Genomic DNA, 21,117 nt, shown 5'->3' on the forward strand with positions numbered 1-21,117 from the left:
TGTCTTATGATTACAATTTTAAAAAACGGAAAAATATATGTCGAAAAAAATAATTTTTGTGAAGCAGTTTTAATTGAAAATGGAGTTATTAAGGAAATTGGGACTAATGAAGAAATACTAAAAAACAATTCTGATAACATTATAGATTTACAAGAAAAAACTGTTTTACCAGGGTTTAACGATAGTCATTTGCATATTGCATCAGTTGGAGATTCAATAAGCTCATGTGATTTAACAAGTGCAAGATCAATAGATGATATTATTGAAATAGGTAGAAAGTATATAAAAGAAAATAAAGGACTAACTGCATTATATGGCCGTGGATGGAATCAAGATTATTTTGTATCTGGTGAAAAGAGATTAATAAATAGATTTGATTTAGATAAAATATCTACAGAAATTCCAATAGTATTTGATAGAGTATGTATACACGTTGCAGTAGGAAATAGTAAGGCTGTAGAGATGTTAGGGGTAGATGAAAACACTGTTGTAGATGGTGGAGTAATTGAACTTGGAGATGATAATAAGCCAAATGGAGTATTTAACGAAAATGCCACTGCTTTAATTCGTTCAGCTATACCTAATAAAAGTGATGAAGATATAGAAAAAGAATTTTTACTAGGCGCAAATTACGCTTTAAGTGTTGGTATAACGTCTATTCAATCATGTGACATTATGAGCAAAGAATTTAAGAAAATGTTTGATATTATAAATAATATATATGCTGACGAAAAAACTAAGTTAAGATATGGTTATCAATATAATTTCCAAGATATAAATGATTTCAAAACATATCTGCAAACTGAGCATAAATATGGAGCATATGATGAAAAGTTCTTATCAAAGGGTGCACTAAAGTTATTCAAAGATGGTTCACTAGGTGCTAGAACAGCTTTAATGTTAGATGATTATAAAGATGCTCCTGGAGTTAGGGGCGTAGCAGCATTAAGTGATGAACAATTACAAGATTTAGTTGACTTAGCAACAGAAAATGGAATTAGGGTAGCAACTCATGCAATTGGTGATGGAGCTGTAGAAAGTGTTATAAATGCCTATGAAAAAACCATGAAAGACGGAAATAACAACCTTCGTCATGGAATTGTTCATTGCCAAATAAGTAGTATGGAACAGCTAAATAGAATTGCTAAGCTAAATATACCTGTTATGTATCAACCTATTTTCTTAGACTATGATATTCAAATAGTAGAAGATCGTGTAGGAAAAGAGTTAGCATCTACATCATATGCTTTTAATACCTTATACAAATTAGGTGCTCCAATTAGTATGAGTTCAGATTCTCCAGTAGAAAACTGCAACCCATTCCCTAATATATACTGTGCAGTAACTAGAATGAGATTGGACCAAAGTCCTGAGGGAGGCCTTTATCCTAATGAAAAGATGGAACTAGAAGATGTTATTGATGCATACACATATGGTAGTGCTTTTAATGAATTCAAAGAAGACTTTAAAGGAAGATTAAAGCCAGGATATGTAGCTGATTTAATAGTTTTAGATAAAGATATATTTACTATAGATGAAGTAGATATAAAAGATGTTAAAGTTGAAAAGACAATGGTAGACGGACAATTTGTATATGAAAGATAAATTATAAATAGTTTTTAAAAGAGCCATGAGATAATAGGTATCAAGTGGCTCTTTTTTTAGTTACTATAATATTTCTAAAAGTTATGAAAATGAATTGAAATATATATGTTAATATGCTACTTTTATAATAGTGAAGAGGGGGAAATTTAATGAATGATAGTAAAACATTTATAAATATAGCTAAATATTTTTTATTAGCAGCATGTTTAGTCCTTTTAGTGAAGTACTCTGAGAATATCTTATTAGGATTGAGAAACGTTGGAAACGTAGCTTCACCACTAGTTCTTGGGTTAGCTATAGGTTATGTTTTGAACATATTAATGAAGAAATTAGAAAAAATATATTTTCCCAAATCAAATAATGAAATTATAAAAGAATCTAGAAGAATTGTTTGTATTCTTTTATCAATACTGATAATTATAGGGATAATAGGAATAGTAGCTTTAATAGTAATACCTGAATTTGTCAATGCAGTTTCAGTTATAGTATCTGCAATCCCACAAGCTTTAGAAAGTGTTAAGGATTTTGTTATCACTAATAGCTATAGATATGAGGTAGTCCAAAATGCATTATCTACATTGCAAATAGATATTGATGCAATTTTAGGAAATGTTATGTCTGTTACATCTGGTATACTTACAGGGATTTTAAATTCTACCTTGTCATTTGTAGGCTCTTTAACTAGTAGTTTGATGAATTTCCTTATTGCAATGGTATTTGCTATTTATCTACTAATAAGTAAAGAGAAATTATTAATGCAGATAAAAAAGGTAATGAAGGCATTCTTAAATAATAAAACTATAAAGAAGATAAACTATGTTTTTCATGTTACTAATGATGCATTTTCAAATTTTATTGTAGGTCAATGTATGGAAGCGGTTATAATTGGGCTTTTATGTACTATTGGAATGTTTATATTTAGATTCCCTTATGCTGTTACAGTTGGAGCTTTTATAAGTGCCACTGCATTAATTCCAGTTGTCGGTGCATATATAGGTGCAGCATTAGGAGTTTTTATGATGTTAACAGTAAGTCCAATAAAGGCTTTATTGTTCTTGATTTTTATAATTATACTTCAACAATTAGAAAACAACCTTATTTATCCTAAAGTAGTAGGGTCGAGTATAGGGCTTCCAGGGATTTGGGTATTTACTTCAATAATAATAGGTGGTGGATTAGGTGGAATTGTTGGGATGCTTTTCAGTGTTCCAATAACTGCAACTATATATAGATTGTTTAGTAATAAAGTTAATAGTCGTCTGATGAATGAAAAAACTCCTTAGGAATACCAAGGAGTTTTTTTAATTTACTGGAAAAACTTAATACACACATTGTAAAAGAAGATATATAATAGTGTAGTAGAAATAATAGATTTTGGAAGGAGATAAGATGTCTGTAAAAAAACATCCTAACTATAAGGAAGAAGTAGAAAGATTGGATTATACAATAGACTATATAAAAACAACTTTAAAAGCCACAAAGGATTATCAAAATTTATATAGACAAAATATAAAAGATGCCATGAGAAATTTAGAAGATCAAGATGCCAGTGAAAACTACATAAGTATAATGTTAAATACACAGTTTTTAGACACAGCAGAAAGAAATTTCGATGCATTAACTAGAGCTCAGAACAAACCATACTTTGCTAGAATGGATTTTAGATCCAAGGGTAGTGAAAAAACAGAGAAATTGTATATTGGAAAAACATCTTTATTTAGGGCAGAAGACGATATACCACTTATAATAGATTGGAGATCTCGTGTTGCCAATTTATATTATGAGTCAAGACTAGGTGAAGTATCTTATAAAACAGAGGTTGGAGAAGAAGAAGGCGAATTATTCCTAAAAAGACAATATTCAATAGAAGATGGAAAATTAGAAAACATATTAGATATTGATATAACTACTAATGACACTTTCCTTCAAGCATCCCTAGAAGCTAATGCAGACAATAGACTAAAAGATATTGCATCAACTATACAAGCAGAGCAAAATAGAGTAATAAGGGCAGCAATGCACAAGCCACTTATAGTTCAAGGGGTTGCAGGTAGTGGAAAGACTACTATAGCTCTTCATAGAATAGCTTACTTTATATATACTTATGAAAGAACATTTGACCCAGAGAACTTTATGATAATTGCACCAAATAATTTATTTATTAACTATATATCTGAAGTGTTACCTGAATTAGGTGTTGAAAAAGTAAAGCAAACTACTTTTATTGACTTTATGGGAGAGCTTTTGGAAAAGAAGCATAAGCTTATACCTCCTAATGAAAAGTTAGTTAAGCTAATAAGTATAAAAGATAAAGAAGAAAACGAATTAATAAAATGGACATCAAGTTTCAAAGGCTCACTGGATTTTAGGGACATAATGGACAATTATGTAAATGAAATAGAAAGTAACTTTGCTCCAGATATAGACTTTGCATTAGGAAGTAAAATATTAATGTCAAAGAAAGATATAAAAAATATGTTTTTGAATGATTTAAAATATCTTCCTTTAGAAAAAAGAATAGATGAAATTAAAAAGACCTTATCTAATAGACTAAAGTTTATAAAAAAAGACGTATTGGCAAGTATAGAAGCTAAATATGAAGAAAAAATAGATGAAACTTTTAAACATATGCCTCCAAGTGAAGAAAGAAAAATAAAAGTTGTATCTTTAGTAGATGAAAAAGAAAAAACACTAAAGTCTATGCAAAATAAAATGAAAACCCTAGTTAAGAAGTATATAGAGAACTTTTCAAAAGGAGATTTATTTAATTATTATCAAGAATTATTAACTGTGGAAAATATAAATAAATATTCAAATGATGAGTTACCACAAGATAAAATAAGTTATCTATGCAAATTATCAAATGATTTATTAAATGAAAATAAAATAGAATTAGAAGATTATGCACCACTTGTTTATCTAAAGCATAGAATATTTGGATTTAAAGATAAAATAAAAATAAATAGTGTAGTAATAGATGAAGCACAAGATTTTAGTTTGTTTCAATTTTATACACTAAAAGAAGTACTAAATACTAATATGTTCACTATTTTGGGGGATATATCTCAAGGTATTCATTCATATAGAGGAATAAATAACTGGGATGATGTATTAAACAATGTATTTGACAAAGGAAGTAGTAATTACAGTACTTTAGTTCAAAGTTATAGAACCACAATAGAAGTCATGAACTTGGCAAATGAAGTAATTAATAAGCTAGATAACGAAGGTATAGTGCTTGCAAAGCCAGTAATTAGACATGGTCAAAAGCCTCAAAGTAAAAGTTTTAAAAAAGAGCTTGAATTAATAAAATGTTTAGAAGAAGAAATAAAGAAACAAAAAGATGAAGGATATAAATCTATTGCAGTTGTATGTAAGACTATGGAAGAGTGTACAAATCTAAAAAGAGCATTTGATAAAAACAATATATTAGATACGAAGATTATAAATGAAAAAGATGAAAGTTATGAAGCAGGTGTTGTTATTATACCGTCTTATTTAGCAAAAGGATTAGAATTTGATGTTGTATTTATAACTAATTTAGAAGAAGAGTATTTAATGGAAGAATTAGATATTAAATTGTTATACGTAGCTATAACAAGGGCGATGCATAAGGTTTATATTTATCACAAAGAAGGAACTATGCCGATACTCAATAATATAGATACTGATTTTTATGAAAGTTAATAGAAATATATTAATTAGGAGAGATGGCTGTGGATAATATAGATTATAAAAAGCTAAAAAAGGACTTATTAAAGAAAGTTGGTCCTTCTGGAATTATGCCACTTATTGTTTACGTAGACAGTGCAAATAAAAATGAACTCCTTAAATTAGCAAAGGAATATAATTTAGATATTTCTGATTATATAAAGTATTAGCGATTATTTTAGAAATAGTGAAGGGGATGAGATTTAATATGAAATATAGAGTAAATCCAAAAAATGGTGATAAGCTTTCTATACTTGGCTTTGGGTGTATGAGATTTGCAAAAGATGAACGTGAAGTAGAAAAACAAATTATATATGCTATTGAAAATGGAGTAAATTATTTTGATACAGCATATATTTATCCAAATAGCGAGGCTATATTAGGACGTGTACTTTCAAAAGGGTATAGAGAACGTGTTAAAGTTGCCACAAAACTTCCTCCATACCTAATAAAAAAATATGATGATTTAGATAAGATTTTCAATGAGGAATTAAAGCGTCTACAAACAACTTATATTGATTATTATTTCTTACATATGATAACAGATATAAATATCTGGCAAAGACTGGTAGATATCGGTATTCTAAAATGGATAGAAGAAAAGAAACAAAAGGGGCAGATTATTAATATTGGATTCTCATACCACGGAGGCAGAGATGAATTTATAAAAATTATTGATGCATATGACTGGGAATTTTGCATGATTCAGTATAATTACCTAGATGAAAATAAACAAGCAGGAAAAAGTGGGTTACAGTATGCAGCATCTAAAGGGCTACCAGTTATGATTATGGAGCCACTAAGAGGTGGGAAATTAGTAACAAAACTACCAAAAGAAGTTTATAATGTATGGGAAAAAGCATATACAAAGCGTTCTCCAGCAGAATGGGCATTCCGTTGGATATGGAATCATCCAGAGGTTACAGTTGTATTATCAGGTATGAATTCACAAGAGATGGTAGAAGAAAATATAAGAGTAGCATCTCAAGCTGAGGCAAACTCATTTACTAATGATGATTATGAATTGTTTGATAAGGTACGTAATATATTAAATGATAAAATCAAAGTACCGTGCACAGGATGCAATTACTGTATCCCTTGCCCAAAAGGGGTAGATATTCCTACATGTTTTTCTTGTTACAATGATATAGAGGTGGAAGGTAAATTATCGGCTATTGGAAAGTATGTAATGCAAACAAGCTTGAAAACTCAAGCGCATAATGCTTCTCTTTGTTCACAATGCGGCAAATGTGAAAAACACTGTCCACAAAATATTGCAATAAGAGATGAATTAGCTAAGGTTTCAAAAACCATGGAAGGTTTTTATTATAAACCAGCAAGGTTTTTTATAAAGAAATTTATGAAGTTATAGTATTAAAAAAGGGTGATTACAATATTTTTGTAATCACCCTTATATGCTATACTTCCATTATTATTGGTAATATCATTGGATTTCTCTTAGTTTTTTGATATAGATAATCTCTTAAGTTATCTTTTATACTATTTTTAAGATATGCCCATTCTTTTATGTTTCTAGATTGACAGTCAATTAAAACATTTGTTACAATGTTTTTTGCCTCTGATATTAAAGCTTCAGATTCTCTAACATATACAAATCCTCTTGAAACAATATCTGGACCTGAAAGTATTCTACCATCTTCTTTAGATAAAGTAACAACTACTGTTATAAGTCCATCTTCAGATAAATGCTTTCTATCTCTTAAAACAATATTTCCAACATCTCCAACGCCAATTCCATCTATTAAAATTCTACCTGTAGGTATCTGTCCAGAGATTTTTGCAGATTTTTTATTAAGTTCAAATACATCTCCGGTTTTTAATATAAATATGTTTTGGCTTGGCATTCCTAAGTCTTCAGCAAGTTCAGCGTGTTTCTTTAGATGTCTGTATTCACCATGGGCTGGAACAAAGAACTTAGGATTAGTTAATCTATGAATTAATTTTAGTTCTTCTTGGCAAGCATGCCCAGAAACGTGTATATCAGCAGTATCTTCGTATATAACTTCTGCGCCTTTTTCAAATAATGAATTTATAATTTTTGATACAGGCTTTTCATTTCCTGGTATTGGGTGCGCAGATAAAGCTATTAAGTCCCCATGTTTTATTTGTAATTTTTTGTGCTCACCTGCAGCCATTCTAGAAAGTGCTGCCATAGGTTCCCCTTGAGATCCAGTAGTTATTATAACTAACTCATTATCTTCATATTTATGGATATCGTTTAAGTCTATTAACATGTCATCAGGCATAGCTAAATATCCTAACTCTCTACCAACATTTACAAGGTTTACCATAGATCTTCCTGATACTGCTACTTTTCTATTATATTTTTCAGCAGAGTTTACTACTTGCTGCACTCTATATATGTTCGATGCAAATGTAGCTACTATTATTCTACTTGAACCAGCTTTTTTGAACATTTCATCAAATGATGAACCTACTGTTCTTTCTGACCTATTTGTTCCTGGTCTTTCAGCATTAGTACTATCAGCTAATAAAAGTAATATACCTTCTTTGCTTAACTCACATATTCTATGGAAATCCATAACTTCACCAACTGCTGGTGTTAATTCTATTTTGAAGTCACCAGTATGGAATATTATACCTTGGTCTGTATGAACAGCTATAGAGAAGGCACCAGGTATACTGTGAGTAGCTCTTATAAACTCTACCTTCATATTAGATAAGCTTATTGTATCTCTAGAGTTAACTACATTTAAGTTCGCGTTATTTATTCTATGTTCTTTTAGTTTTACTTGTATTAGTCCTATAGTAAGGTCAGATCCATATACAGGTACATTTAATTTTTTTAGTACATATGGAAGAGCTCCTATATGGTCTTCATGTCCATGAGTTATAAATATCCCCTTTACCTTGTGTACATTTTTTAGTAGATAACTTATATCCGGTATAACTATATCTATACCTAGCATTTCGTCTTCTGGGAAACTAAGGCCACAGTCAATGACCATTATTTCATCTTTGTACTCGATTACAGTCATGTTTTTTCCGATTTCATTTAAACCGCCCAAAGCCATGACTTTGATTTTGTCTTCGTATTTTTTAAACAATTATATATCTCCTTTTCATTTTGATTTATTTATGTAAACGCATTCCGAACATACTAATAAAATAATATATAACACGCACTTTTATCCGCTAATATAATAGTAACATAAAATAGGTTAATTATTCTAGCTATTTAGTTATTAATTAATATAATCAAACATAATTTATATATTTTGTTGTGTTTCTTAATATTATTACAAATAAAAATCATATATATATAATAGTATATTTATATAAAGGAGGGATAAGGTGGAATCTAGATACATAGTATCTACTCCTACGAAGTACTTCATATCTTATAACGGAGATATAGAAGCAGGACTTTCTAATCTTGGAGTTAATCACAGATTTGTTAAATTAAGTGTATTGGTTGGAATACTTTATACTGAAACCCCAGTTGGTATTTTTGATTTGCTTCAGATACCACAGATAGATTTTGTTGATGTTGACTCCCCGATGGTTTTACTTGGTCAAAGACAAGAAAATCAGATAAGTGGGGTAAGTGCTGTAGGTGAAATAGGAGGATTATTTTTTCATAATAATCCATATAACACGTTAACAGGTGAGGGGGTATTAATAGCGGTTATAGATACTGGAATAGATTATCTACACCCAGATTTTATATATGAAGACGGTACATCTAAAATAACTTATCTTTGGGACCAAACAATAGCTGGAAATTCTCCACAGCCATTTTTATTTGGAGCGGAATATAATAATAATGATATAAATCAAGCTATAGCAAATAATGATTCGTCTTTATCACAAGATACAAATGGACATGGAACTTTAGTGGCCGGAATAGCGGCTGGAAGAGGTAGAGTAAATCCTCAATATGTAGGCGTAGCACCAGGTGCAGAATTTATAGTCGTAAAATTAACAGAAACTAATGGGTATTACAGTAAGGTTGATTTAATGGCAGGAATATACTATGCATACTTTAAATCATTAGAACTGAGAAGGCCATTAGTTATTAATATATCTTTAGGAAGTAATTTTGGTGGAGTATCTGGAAGAACTATATTTGAAAATTTATTATTTTATGAAGATAAAGGTGTAGTTACTATAGCTGCAGCTGGAAATGAAGGGAATACGCAAACACATTATTCAGGGACTATAATACAAGGGGAAAATAGAGATATATTAGTAGAAGTTGGAGCAAATGAAAGAGATTTACAGCTTCAATTTTGGGGTAAAAGACCTGATAAAATATCGGTATCAATAATATCACCATCAGGAGAAATAAGTGAAACATCAACAGTTAGAGACTTAATTACAATTACTGGAATATTTGACTATGAACTTACAATATATGAAATATTTTATTCATATCCTGATTTTCATACTGGCGATCAACTTACAATAATAACTCTTAGAGATATAAAGCCGGGAATATGGACCATTAGATTAAGTGGCGACTATATAATTGATGGACATTATGACATATATTTGCCAAATAGATCTTTAATACAGCCAGGAACTAAATTTTCAGAAGCAGACCCTTTTGGAACATTAAACTATCCTTCATCGTCAAATGAAATGATTACAGTTGGAACATATAATACTGTAAATAACAGTATATGGCAATCTTCATCTAGAGGTCCAACAAGACTCGAAAAGTTAAAGCCAGACATTGTAGGTCCAGGGGTTAATATAATATCTACTTATCCAGGTGGAGGATACGGTAACTTAACAGGAAGTAGTGCAGCGGGAGCACATGCTTCTGGTGCAGTTGCATTATTTTTGCAATATATATTAGTTAATGGAGCTAATCCTAAGTCAGCATTTGTTCAAATGATAAAAGCATATATGATGCAAGGAGCTAGAAAATTCCCAGATATAACATATCCAAATGTGTCTTACGGTTATGGATTACTAGATATAAGGGGAATGTTTGACCAATTTAGATAAAAATCTAGTATAATATTAAGAAGTTAATTTTTTTTACTTAAGATTAGAGGTGTATTTTTAGTTATGGAAATAAAGATTGTAAAAGGAAACATGGATTATATTAATGATTGTGAAGATGCATTATTAAACTCTGAACTAGGAAAAAGGTATTTTACAGAAAAGGGAAGAGCTAAAAGGTCATTAGAAGAAGGCATTGAAAATGGTGAAATATATATTGCAATAGATGATAATAACAACTGCAAGGGGTTTATATGGCTTATTTTAAATGGAATTTTTCATTCATTCCCATATATACATATTATTGCTGTAAAGGAAGAAAATCGCAACCAAGGAATAGGAAAAAAACTATTAGAGTTTGCTGAAGATATTTGTTTTAAAGATTACGCAAAACTGTTTTTAGTAGTAGGGGATTTTAATTTAAGGGCAAAAAAATTATATGAGAAAATAGGGTATTCTGAGATAGGAGATATACCTAATTTATATAGAGATGGAATAACAGAATATCTAATGATTAAATCAAGAGAATAACATAAAAGGAGTATAATATGATTAAGCAATTAGATAATTCACAAATAAGTAAGATTATGGATATTTGGTTAAAGACTAATATTAGTGCACATAATTTTATACCAGAAACCTATTGGACTAGAAATTATGATTTAGTCAAAAATGAATATATACCTATTTCTCAAACTTTTGTATATGAGGAAGATAATGAAGTGAAGGGGTTTATAAGTATTATTAACAATTCATTTATAGGAGCATTATTTGTTTCAGAGGAATATCAAGGTAAAGGTATTGGAAAAAACTACTTAATTATTGTAAGAAGTTATACTCAAGTTTAGAGCTATGTGTTTATGTAGATAACATAAATGCAGTAAATTTCTATAAAATCTGTGGTTTTACTATAGTAAGAAAACAGCCAAATGAAGACTCTGGTTTTATGGAGTATGTAATGAGGTGGTAGTGATTAATCACTACCTTTTTTATATTTAATAAAATATATAGCAATTTTGGTTTATACTTGCATTTGCTGAATTTTTTATAGGTATTTCAAATATTCATATTGGTTTGACAAATATTCAAAACTATGGAGGATTTGGAATTCAATATACTAATCTTATCTTAGGTATAATTGTGATTTTACTAGGCTTTTTGTTATTATCACTGGGAATAGGCTTAAGGAAAAAAATTAAAATATTAAAGAAACAGAAAATTTTAAATGAGTAAAAGGCTAGTTCATAAGACATAGTTTTTTTAAATCTTATGTATAGCTTTTAAAATAAAAAGGGTGTGTTTTTTGTTAAAAACACACCCTTTTTCACGTGAGTAATCCTGCTACTTTTTATTTATTGATATAGCTACTGTAACTACATCACTTCTGTCTATAGATACAATCTCAAAATTTATATATTCTTCTATAGTTAACTCAGTTATATTATTTCCTATAATATTTATTAGATCTGGAATTTGGGATATAGCTAAATCCTCTTCTGTATTTTTATAAAATATTTCTTCAATTGTTGAATTATAAGTTAGAGCATCTTTTGAACCTAATTTATCTTCTTCTTTCTTGATAAGATTTGAAAAATTATAACCTGTGTCAAATAAGTCATTTATTTTACTTAATATAATTTCTCTTGAATCTTCTTGATTAAATTCTTTAATAGCTAGATAAGTTTTTAAACTGTTCATTTTAATCCTCCTAAACAATTCGTTAGTTAATATTAATAGTCAGAATGAGGTCCTGACAACTATTGATATACATTCTATATTGGTATTTAAATATCCTTCTAATTTTAAGGAATAAATAAAAATATAGGATTTTTAGTCAAAAACTCTATTTTTTTGGCGTAATTTGTATTTTATTGTAATTATTATCTACCTATAAACATTTTCTACAAATAGCAATCAGCTACAACGTTCATGTATAAGTACTTATAAATATACAAAATGTATATAGGAGTGTTATAATTTATAATAGAAATGGTTTCAGTTTTTACAACGAAAGAAAAAATGGAGGCATAGATATGAATTTTAAGGTTAAAGACATCAATGTAAATGTTTTGCGTTTAATTGACACAACAGGAGAATATGAAAAAATTTCAGACGGTAGTATAGAAGAACTTTTTTTTGATACTGACAATTTAAGAAGATTAGGACTTTTTTACTTTGAAGATTTCGTAATAGAAAGATTTGAAGATATAGTTAATAATTCAATTAAAGAAGATGAAAACATAGTAGAAAGTGAATTTATCAAAGTGTTTGAGATCTTTTACAATATATCCATAAATTCGAAAGATGATATTTTAATATACGGAATATATGAAGGTAATGGGAATTATATGAATGTAACAGAATGTGAAAACGAAAAAGAATTTATAAAAAAATTAAATGGGTTATTGACTGAATTGTATGGAGAATATCCAAGTCCAAAAGGAAGTCTTAGTGAATTTAATCTAGAAATAAAATAAATATAATATAAAACAAGGAAGGTATCATCTCTTGCAAAGATGATACCTTTTATTTTTATTTTTGTAAATATAAGTTAGAAAACATATATAATTATAATAGGGGAGTGATAATAAAATATATATTAAATTTAGGAAGTACGATTATTAAGATTGAAAAATTTAAAAACTCTGGTCAAGATATACAATAGGGAGGCAGATAATGAAAACAGTTGTAATATATAAGTCTAAAACAGGTTTTACGAAGAAATATGCAGAATGGATTGCAGAAGACTTAAAGGCTGATATCTATGAAGCATCAAAGGTAAATATAAATATGCTTAATCATTATGATACCATATTTTTTGGGGGCGGCTTACATGCTGTAGGTATAAATGGAGTAAAATTGATAACGAATAATATAGATAAGCTTAAAGATAAAAAGATAGTTGTTTTTGCAACAGGAGCATCACCATCAAGAGAAGAAGTAGTAAGTGAAGTTAGAGACCAAAATTTTACTAAAGAGCAGCAAGAGTATATTAAATTCTTTTATGTTAGAGGAGGCTTTAACTATAAGAAACTAAATCTCTTTGACAAACTACTTATGAATTTATTAAAAATTAAAATAAAAAGCAAAAAACCAGAAGAATTAACAAACGATGAAAAAGGAATGCTTGCTATATATGATAAACCAGTAGATTACACAAAGAAAGAAAATATTGACCCAATGATTGAATATGTACTTTCACAAATAAAAAGATAGGGTTCTTAATTAAGAACCCTATCTTTTTTGTGTTATTTATATTTAATTGTAATTATTATCTACCTATAAACATTTGAGTCCAATATAATCTACCGTTTTTATCTTTAGCTATACCTATACCTATTTCCGTAAAGCTAGAGTTTAATATATTTTTTCTATGACCTTCAGAGTTCATCCAAGCAGTCATAACTTCCTGTGGAGTTTTTTGACCCATAGCTATGTTTTCACCGGCAGTTTTATAAGTTATACCAAACTTTTTCATCATATCAAATGGCGAACCGTAAGTTGGTGAATTGTGATCAAAGTAACCTTTATCTATCATATCTTGTGACTTTGTTGTAGCAACTTTTGATAATTCAGCATTAAACTTAAGAGCACTTAATCCTTTTGCAGCTCTTTCTTTATTTACTATATTTAATACTTCTTGCTGCTGTGCACTAAACGTATTTGTTGAAGTAGTAGTATTTGTAGTAGTAGGTGCAGTTGTTGTTGTGTTTGTAGTAGGGGCTGGTGCTGGAGAAGAAGTTGTTGTGTTAGTAGTTGTAGTTGGTTGTTTTACTGTAGTTGTAGTAGGAGTTTTAGAATATTTACTGAAGTATTGTTGTAAATAAGTGTTATAAGAAGTAGTTGTTGTATTAGATAAAGCGTCTGCGCTGTTTGCCATCGGAAGTGTTAATAACATACCTAACATTGTATATGATAATATTTTCTTCGCTCTTTTTATCATGGTTGTATCCTCCTTATGATTTAGAGTTAATGGAATATATTCATATCTATAAGTTAATTTAAGAATTTTTTGGTTAATGTGGTTTTGTAACTGTTTTGTAACTTTTGCGATGAACATAGTATATCATGTGGTTATATATTTTCAAACCCACAAATTCTTCCAGTAGATAAAATCTATATATCTCAATACCCAAGGGGTAAGAAATAAAATTAACTTTATTAAATTATTATTTTAATTGATATAAATACACTTTAATATTAAAATATAGTTAGTCAGACTAACTATTGGAGGTGTAAAGTGGTTAATGAGATTAGTATGAGCGCAGATATAGTAGCAATGTTTTGCCGTTTACAAATGAACTCTAAAAGAGATTTGCCAATTAGATCCAGTGAAATGGGTGTATTAATATTCACACAAAAACAAAATAATTCTGTTACTCCTATAATGATTAGTAGATTTTTTAGAATTACTAAGCCTTCTGTAACTTCTATGATAAATTCCTTAATTAAAAGTGGTTACTTAATTAAAACACCATCATCTAAAGACAATAGAAGTTATAACGTCTCAGTTACTAATAAAGGAAAAGATCTTATTGAATCTACATACAATGAGTATGTTAAAACAATGGAGTTACTTAAAGAAAAGATGGGCAATAAAGAATTTGATTTATTTATCGAATTAATGAACAAAGCAAATATCATATTAAGTGAGGAGATATAGGTATGAAAGTATTAGTAACAGGGGCTTCTGGGAATGTGGGAAATTATGTAGTAAAAGAATTATTAAAAATGGGAGAAGAAGTAGTAGCTGCAGGTACAAACACTAAAAAACTTAATAAGATGTTTGGTGACAAAGTAGAAATAGTTGAATTTGATTTCACTAAGGAAAATACATTTGACAATGCTTTAAATGATGTAGATAGAGTATTTCTAATGAGACCACCTCACCTTGGAAAACCACAAGATTTATATCCTTTTATCGATGCTATGAAGTCAAAGGATGTTAAATTAGTTTCTTTCTTATCATTAATGGGAGTTGAGAACAACACAATACCCCCACATCATAAAATAGAAAAATATATTGAAAAAGTAGGAGTACCTTATGCTCATATACGTCCAGGATTTTTTATGCAAAATGTCTCCGGGATACATTCAGTAGAAATTAGAGAACAAGACAAGATATTTGTGCCAGCAGGAAAAAGTAAGACTAGTTTTATTGATGCTAAAGATATAGGACTTTCTGTTGCGACTTTACTGCATGAGGCTGAAAAATATAAAAATAGTGCTCACACTATTACAGGATCTCAAGCCCTAGATTATTATCAGGTAGCAGAAATTTTAAGTAACATTACAGGAAGAAAAATTACATATGATAAACCAGGGTATTTAAAATATAGAAATCATTATATAAAAAACCGTGGACTTGATAAAGAATACGTAAATGTCACTGTAGCCCTTTATTTTATGACGAGAATGGGTACTGCAAAAGAAGTAACAGATGAATTTTATAAGCTAACAGGAAAGAATCCGAGGACTTTTGAAGAGTTTGCAAGAGAAAATATAAATAAACTTATGTAAAATTTAGTTGGATACTATATAAAATAAAAGTTTATAGGGGGGAAACTATGAATACAAAAAGAAAAAGAATCATAACTATGGCGATAGTTTGTACTGGCATTTTCTTAGTTATGCATTCATTTGTGTACTCATATATTTGTAAAAATAGAGTTTACACGGAAATAAGCGAAAGAATTTCAGATGAAATCTTGTCAGCAAATATTGAAATAATCAATAAGACTTCCGAAGGGAATCATACTAGTTATTCGGTTGGATTTAGTGGTGTAATATTTAAACGTGTAGGGAATAAATATTATGCCCTTACTGCTTACCATGCAATTGATTCTTTAAAAAATACTAAATTAATTACACTTGCCTATAATGAACCCACTTTTAACAAGTATATCTCAACTGGTGGTAAATATACAGGATTAACTGAATATTATAATCAGTTTCCAATTGCAAGTGTTGAGTATTATGATGAAAAATACGATTTAGCTGTTTTGAGTTTTGAATCAGATGCCAATCTAAAAGTTCTTGATATATCAGATGTAACAGCCAAATACGGGGATAAAGTGGTTGCTATTGGTAATCCATATAACGAAGAAAGAAATATTATAACATACGGAAAAATAACATCTAAAAAACTTATAGGATTTAACGACGAGACTGGAAAAACACAATATAAAAATTTAAAGCATTCTGCTTATATAGATAAAGGAAGTAGTGGTAGTGTTTTAATGAATAAGGATTTTGAAATTGTTGGAATTAATCTTGGAGGGGGCAGAAATGTATTTGGGAATTTCGGATATGGAATGGCTATGCCAAGCGATAAAATAAACGACTTCTTAGACCAATGGGGTAATAACTCACAAATTTAGTTTATATGTTAGTATTTGAACACAATTGATAGTATGATAAATTCTAACTTCCGAATTAAATTAAATGAACAATTTTTATAAACTACGCAGAAATAATTTATGACGAAATATAAATTAAAATAAATAGGGGGGATTTTTAATTAATATAATAATAAGGCCTGTAAGAGCAGAGGATTCAGAAGATATTATGAAAAAATATTCAGCTATTAGAAATGGTAAATACGTTAATGAATATACTATGGCAAGATATAATATAAATGAACTTATGTAAAACAAGATATAGTTTTTATATATCATGAAATAAGACTAGCAAATTTGCTGGTCTTTTATTTTTTTAAAATTGAAAAAATATATAAGAAAACATATTTACAAGTGGAAAATAATGTGATAGTATCTAATTAAAGATAATGATAATTATTATCAATAAATAAAAATTATCAACGCTTTATGATTTAAAATAAGGAGGGAAGAAGATGTCTTATAAATCCAATTCATGTATTTTCAGAGATAAAAATGAAGATGATTTCTTGGCTTGGTTAGTTGAAGTATTAGGACCCGTTCTCATTGGATCAAAACCTGCAGAATTAATTAGTTTACCGAAATACGATAGTAAATTACAAAACAAAGTTGAAAAAATAGAAAAATACATAGGTAATTGTCATAGGATTTCATATAAAATAATTAAATATAAAAACACAAGTATAAAAGTATTATTTTATAACCCTACGTCACTTGATAATCACTTATCTGAAAGTAGAAATATAAAATTTCTTAAATCTGTTGGTTATCCAAATGAGTATAATCTTCAGGAATATTTAAAGTTTATAATAGAGAAAATCGAAGATGGGTTTATCCCAAGTGAAATAGGAGTGTTTTTAGGTTATCCATTGAAAGATATTTTAGGGTTTATAGGGCATCCTTCTCTCAAACTTACTAAAGTTAACGGTTGGAGGGTGTATGGAGATTCAAGATTGTCAGATAAAAAATTGAAAGAATTTTTAGATGCAAAAGATAAGATAAGAAACCTATTAAATCAATACACACCTGAAAGAGTGTTAGCTTTAATTTAATTTTATAAAGCTACTTAATATTAAATTTAGGAGGGATAATATGAAAAATATTACAGTTATTTTCTGGAGTGGTACAGGTAACACAGAAATGATGGCCAATGCCATAGCAGAAGGTGCGAAAGTTAATGGTGATTCAGTTAAAGTCCTTACTGTTGAAGAAGCTACTAAAGAAGATGTTATAAATTCGGATTTGATCGCACTTGGTTGCCCTTCTATGGGATCTGAAGTTTTAGAAGATGATACTATGGAACCATTTATAGAATCACTAAGTGATATAGATTACAATGATAAAGCATTTGCCTTATTTGGATCATATGATTGGGGCGATGGTGAATGGATGAGAGATTGGCAAGATAGAATGATTAACTATGGTGCAAAATTAGTAGATGATGGATTAATAATAAATTTAACACCTGATGAAGAGGGTATAAGTTTATGTAAAGATTTAGGAAAAAAATTAGCTAATAGTTAAGAATAAAACCTAAATATTAGATACCAAAAAAGGTGACTAATATTTAGGTTTTTTACTATGCTAATTCAAACTCAGTAGTATCAGTAGCTATTATTTTAGCTTCAACAATGCCCACTAAATCAGAGCCTTTTGGCTTAAAAACATTTTTCTCAACTATTAAATTCATAGCAGCAGTTACTTCAACTTCTGTTATATCAGCTCTAGGATCATCTATTGACATAGATATATTTTGACCTATGCTATCTACAAAAGTCATAACCAATCTAGTTTTAACCATAAAATCACCTCCTTTCCTAAACTTTTAAGTTACTAAGCAGATATAGATGTATTATCTACTTTTAAAACATCCATTAAATCGTGTGGTTGAAGACCAACAAAAGCATCTGCAACAGCTAAAACATCATCAGCTAATGCATCGTGCTTTAGGGCACCAAATGTTTTAGATCTAGTTATGGCCTTACCATGTTCATCAAGGCCTAAAGATAATTTTATCTTTAGTGAAGAAAGATTGTTTATTTCTATAGCCATTATACCTACCTCCTTTCCTTTAAGTTAATCAAATTATATAGGGGATTAAATATAGTAAACAGAAAAGTAGTTTTGAAAATTAGTTTAATAATAAATCAACAAATTATATATATATAATTATAAGACATAATTATGTATAATCAGGGAATCGAGAAGTAAAAGGGGAGGGGTAGAGATATGATAATTAATTTATATAATACTAATGATAAAGTAAAACTGTGGACAAGACAGCACAATAATGTTCTTAATGAATTAGAGAAATATGGTGTTTATAGAGTTAAGAAGGAGTATATTTTAGAAAAGATGGATACCATATCAGATTATTACTTAGGTCTATATGAATGGTATGTAAAGAATGCAGCTAAAATAGTGCCTTTACCAGAAGGTGTAATGTATCCTATTTGGCTTTCCATATCTCCGGAGATGATGCTACAGCCTATAGATGATACTATTATTTTGGAGATAGAAGTAGATAGAAAAGACGTTATTTATACTGATGTAAACAAATGGGGATATGTAGTGAATTATTTTTACTTACCTATTGATCCAGAGGATGAAAGAAGACATAATGAGGAGCTAAAGAAATTTGGTATAGGTGATGAAACTTCTTTAATTATGGGACATAAGGGTAATTTTTATCCATTACTTAAAAATAAGATAATCAAAAGTTGGGAAAGGTTATTTGAGCCATTTGATGATAAAAGCACATTATCACAGGCAACTTTATGGGAGATAAAAAAAGAATGGGTAGTAGATATTATACATGGATAAATGTAAAAGCTAGGGGGGAAATCTATGTCTAAATCAAATAAAAAGATAAGATTATATACATCTCAAAAGGAAATAGTCTTAGATACTATTAGGGAAAAGGGAATATACCAGGTCAAAAAAGAATTCATTATTAAAAAATATGAAGAGGTAGCTAATGTCTTTTTAGAACCTTATAACTGGTTCATTAGAAATGCTGTAAATATGGTGCCTAAGCCAGAAGGAGCAGAATATCCTATTTGGCTATTTACCGACTTAAAATATGTTGAAAATCATGAGGATAGCCACGTTCTAGAGATAGAGGTAGACATTGAAAATGTAATTCTATTTGATCCATTAAAATGGAATAGAATATTAAACTTAGCTTATATACCTAAAGATGAAAAGGATTGGATTACATATAATGAATCTCTAGAAAAACAAGGAATCAAAGATGAGTCTAGTATATACATGACTAATTTTTATCCTTATTTAAAGCAAAAGGTGAGAAAAAGCTGGGATTCTTTATTTGAAGAGGATATAGATTTATCAAAGACAAATCAAGCTGCTTTATGGGAAATTCGAAGAGAATGGATAGTGTCAGATAGGTGCTAGAAGTACCTCACTATATTTGATAAATCTATATAAGTATATTGTATAAGCTTAGAGTCATATATTTTAGTTGTAGATATTTGCAATATAACAGATATAGGCATGTCAAATTATAGGTACAGGGGGAGATATGTTGAAATTAAGTGTTATAGGAGAACAAAAATTTTCAGGTTGTGAAATACCTGTAATTGAAGCTGGCTTTGGTAAAAAAGAAAGGATTATCCTAGCAAAGTCAATAGCAGATATGCACAACGTTGAAGTATCATATATCAATAGACTTATAAACAAAAACATAGATAGATTCACTATGGATACTGATATAAAGAATATAGTAGATGATGTATATAATGATCCTGATTTGAGGAATAAGTTAGGTCTAAAACCTTCTAATGTAAACAAAAACACTAAATATGTATATATACTATCAGAACAAGGATATATGAAACTTATTGCAGCCATGAGTAATAGCAATGATGTAAAATGGGAGGCAATGAATAATTTTATATATAAGTATTTTAGAATGAGAAGTGACTTAGTTGAATCTGGTGAAAAGTTTCTAGAACCTAATGAGGTAAATGATATTTTAAAATTAGTTAATCATAACCCATATGTAAAAGTGTACACTAAAGATCTAGTATCACCTAGAGGAAAGAAAGGAAGCCAATTTAAAGAAGATAAAATAAAACCATTTTTAGATGAAATAAATAAAGAAGCGGCACAGCATTTAATTAAAACTTTAGGTGTGGAGGATTTAGAACATATACCAAATGTTGCTCATAAGTATTCAACTATGTTAATAAAAGATTTTTACATACCATCAGATAATTTGAAAAAAGAATATATAGGTGTATTTGAACAACTAGTAGATATAAGACAAGAGGTAATTACGGATAATTACAAGAAAGATAATATATTAAAGGAAAACTTTAAAAGTGAATTAAATAAAATAAAATCTGCAGTAAAAGGATTAATAAAGTAAGAAAAGACGGCAATTGCC

22 protein-coding genes and 1 pseudogene are annotated in these 21,117 nt (G+C 29.0%); 18 read left to right on the forward strand and 5 right to left on the reverse strand.

What is annotated here, in order from left to right:
* The first annotated feature begins 6 nt into the window (after positions 1-6).
* The 5 genes from BS62_RS03020 to BS62_RS03040 all read left to right on the forward strand — a co-directional run bounded on the left by BS62_RS03020 (position 7) and on the right by BS62_RS03040 (position 6,688).
* On the forward strand, positions 7-1,605 hold the full coding sequence (locus BS62_RS03020) for an amidohydrolase (RefSeq protein ID WP_496489760.1): 1,599 nt from the start codon (positions 7-9) through the stop codon (positions 1,603-1,605).
* A 149-nt stretch (positions 1,606-1,754) separates the two neighbouring features.
* Positions 1,755-2,888 (forward strand): AI-2E family transporter, encoded by a 1,134-nt coding sequence (locus BS62_RS03025; RefSeq protein ID WP_496489761.1) that lies wholly within the window; start codon positions 1,755-1,757, stop codon positions 2,886-2,888.
* Positions 2,889-2,994: 106 nt separating this feature from the next.
* On the forward strand, positions 2,995-5,292 hold the full coding sequence (helD, locus tag BS62_RS03030) for an RNA polymerase recycling motor HelD (protein WP_496489762.1): 2,298 nt from the start codon (positions 2,995-2,997) through the stop codon (positions 5,290-5,292).
* A gap of 29 nt (positions 5,293-5,321) precedes the next feature.
* Positions 5,322-5,486, forward strand: a complete 165-nt coding sequence (locus BS62_RS03035) for a hypothetical protein (protein WP_496489763.1) — start codon at positions 5,322-5,324, stop codon at positions 5,484-5,486.
* 38 nt (positions 5,487-5,524) lie between these two features.
* The gene (locus BS62_RS03040; RefSeq protein ID WP_496489764.1) at positions 5,525-6,688 is read left to right on the forward strand and encodes an aldo/keto reductase; all 1,164 of its coding nucleotides are present in this window, start codon (positions 5,525-5,527) and stop codon (positions 6,686-6,688) included.
* A gap of 46 nt (positions 6,689-6,734) precedes the next feature.
* On the opposite strand, the gene BS62_RS03045 is transcribed toward BS62_RS03040, so the two are convergent.
* Positions 6,735-8,405 carry a ribonuclease J gene (locus BS62_RS03045; protein ID WP_496489765.1) on the reverse strand — a complete coding sequence of 557 codons (1,671 nt, stop codon included), beginning with the start codon at positions 8,403-8,405 and terminating at the stop codon, positions 6,735-6,737.
* A gap of 247 nt (positions 8,406-8,652) precedes the next feature.
* Between BS62_RS03045 and BS62_RS03050 the strand changes: the two genes are divergently transcribed.
* The 3 genes and pseudogenes from BS62_RS03050 (at position 8,653) to BS62_RS03060 (ending at position 11,281) form a co-directional block, all read left to right on the forward strand.
* On the forward strand, positions 8,653-10,314 hold the full coding sequence (locus tag BS62_RS03050; RefSeq protein WP_496489766.1) for a S8 family serine peptidase: 1,662 nt from the start codon (positions 8,653-8,655) through the stop codon (positions 10,312-10,314).
* A 63-nt stretch (positions 10,315-10,377) separates the two neighbouring features.
* Positions 10,378-10,842, forward strand: coding sequence for a GNAT family N-acetyltransferase (locus BS62_RS03055; RefSeq protein ID WP_496489767.1), 465 nt, complete (start codon positions 10,378-10,380; stop codon positions 10,840-10,842).
* A 56-nt stretch (positions 10,843-10,898) separates the two neighbouring features.
* Positions 10,899-11,281 (forward strand): annotated as a pseudogene (locus BS62_RS03060) (N-acetyltransferase).
* A gap of 371 nt (positions 11,282-11,652) precedes the next feature.
* Here BS62_RS03060 and BS62_RS03065 read toward each other — a convergent pair.
* Positions 11,653-12,009 (reverse strand): hypothetical protein, encoded by a 357-nt coding sequence (locus tag BS62_RS03065; protein WP_496489768.1) that lies wholly within the window; start codon positions 12,007-12,009, stop codon positions 11,653-11,655.
* Between the two features lie 335 nt (positions 12,010-12,344).
* Here BS62_RS03065 and BS62_RS03070 point away from each other — a divergent pair, with 335 nt between their 5' ends.
* Positions 12,345-12,788, forward strand: a complete 444-nt coding sequence (locus BS62_RS03070; RefSeq protein WP_496489769.1) for a hypothetical protein — start codon at positions 12,345-12,347, stop codon at positions 12,786-12,788.
* A gap of 199 nt (positions 12,789-12,987) precedes the next feature.
* On the forward strand, positions 12,988-13,527 hold the full coding sequence (locus tag BS62_RS03075; RefSeq protein ID WP_496489770.1) for a flavodoxin domain-containing protein: 540 nt from the start codon (positions 12,988-12,990) through the stop codon (positions 13,525-13,527).
* A gap of 55 nt (positions 13,528-13,582) precedes the next feature.
* Here the strand turns inward: BS62_RS03075 and BS62_RS03080 are convergent, their stop codons facing one another.
* Complete coding sequence (locus tag BS62_RS03080; RefSeq protein ID WP_496489771.1) at positions 13,583-14,254, reverse strand: CAP domain-containing protein; 672 nt, start codon at positions 14,252-14,254, stop codon at positions 13,583-13,585.
* Positions 14,255-14,551: 297 nt separating this feature from the next.
* Between BS62_RS03080 and BS62_RS03085 the strand changes: the two genes are divergently transcribed.
* The 5 genes from BS62_RS03085 to BS62_RS03105 all read left to right on the forward strand — a co-directional run bounded on the left by BS62_RS03085 (position 14,552) and on the right by BS62_RS03105 (position 18,233).
* The gene (locus tag BS62_RS03085) at positions 14,552-14,974 is read left to right on the forward strand and encodes a MarR family winged helix-turn-helix transcriptional regulator (RefSeq protein ID WP_496489772.1); all 423 of its coding nucleotides are present in this window, start codon (positions 14,552-14,554) and stop codon (positions 14,972-14,974) included.
* Positions 14,975-14,976: 2 nt separating this feature from the next.
* Positions 14,977-15,831, forward strand: coding sequence for an SDR family oxidoreductase (locus BS62_RS03090; protein WP_496489773.1), 855 nt, complete (start codon positions 14,977-14,979; stop codon positions 15,829-15,831).
* Positions 15,832-15,878: 47 nt separating this feature from the next.
* Positions 15,879-16,691 (forward strand): S1 family peptidase, encoded by an 813-nt coding sequence (locus tag BS62_RS03095; RefSeq protein WP_496489774.1) that lies wholly within the window; start codon positions 15,879-15,881, stop codon positions 16,689-16,691.
* 473 nt (positions 16,692-17,164) lie between these two features.
* Positions 17,165-17,761 (forward strand): DUF3793 family protein, encoded by a 597-nt coding sequence (locus tag BS62_RS03100; protein ID WP_496489775.1) that lies wholly within the window; start codon positions 17,165-17,167, stop codon positions 17,759-17,761.
* Between the two features lie 40 nt (positions 17,762-17,801).
* Entirely contained in the window at positions 17,802-18,233 is a 432-nt protein-coding gene (locus tag BS62_RS03105; protein ID WP_496489776.1) for a flavodoxin, read from the forward strand.
* Positions 18,234-18,288: 55 nt separating this feature from the next.
* On the opposite strand, the gene BS62_RS03110 is transcribed toward BS62_RS03105, so the two are convergent.
* Positions 18,289-18,510 (reverse strand): DUF2922 domain-containing protein, encoded by a 222-nt coding sequence (locus BS62_RS03110; protein ID WP_496489777.1) that lies wholly within the window; start codon positions 18,508-18,510, stop codon positions 18,289-18,291.
* Positions 18,511-18,542: 32 nt separating this feature from the next.
* A complete protein-coding gene (locus BS62_RS03115) occupies positions 18,543-18,761 on the reverse strand; it encodes a DUF1659 domain-containing protein (RefSeq protein WP_496489778.1) in 219 nt (72 codons plus the stop codon).
* A 177-nt stretch (positions 18,762-18,938) separates the two neighbouring features.
* Here BS62_RS03115 and BS62_RS03120 point away from each other — a divergent pair, with 177 nt between their 5' ends.
* From BS62_RS03120 to BS62_RS03130, 3 genes are all read left to right on the forward strand, one after another.
* The gene (locus tag BS62_RS03120) at positions 18,939-19,532 is read left to right on the forward strand and encodes a DUF3841 domain-containing protein (RefSeq protein ID WP_496489779.1); all 594 of its coding nucleotides are present in this window, start codon (positions 18,939-18,941) and stop codon (positions 19,530-19,532) included.
* A 24-nt stretch (positions 19,533-19,556) separates the two neighbouring features.
* Positions 19,557-20,123: a DUF3841 domain-containing protein gene (locus BS62_RS03125; RefSeq protein ID WP_496489780.1), complete on the forward strand. Its 567-nt coding sequence runs from the start codon at positions 19,557-19,559 to the stop codon at positions 20,121-20,123.
* 127 nt (positions 20,124-20,250) lie between these two features.
* Positions 20,251-21,099 (forward strand): ORF6N domain-containing protein, encoded by an 849-nt coding sequence (locus BS62_RS03130; protein WP_496489781.1) that lies wholly within the window; start codon positions 20,251-20,253, stop codon positions 21,097-21,099.
* Positions 21,100-21,117: the final 18 nt, after the last annotated feature.

The organism is Sporacetigenium mesophilum DSM 16796, assembly GCF_059569055.1.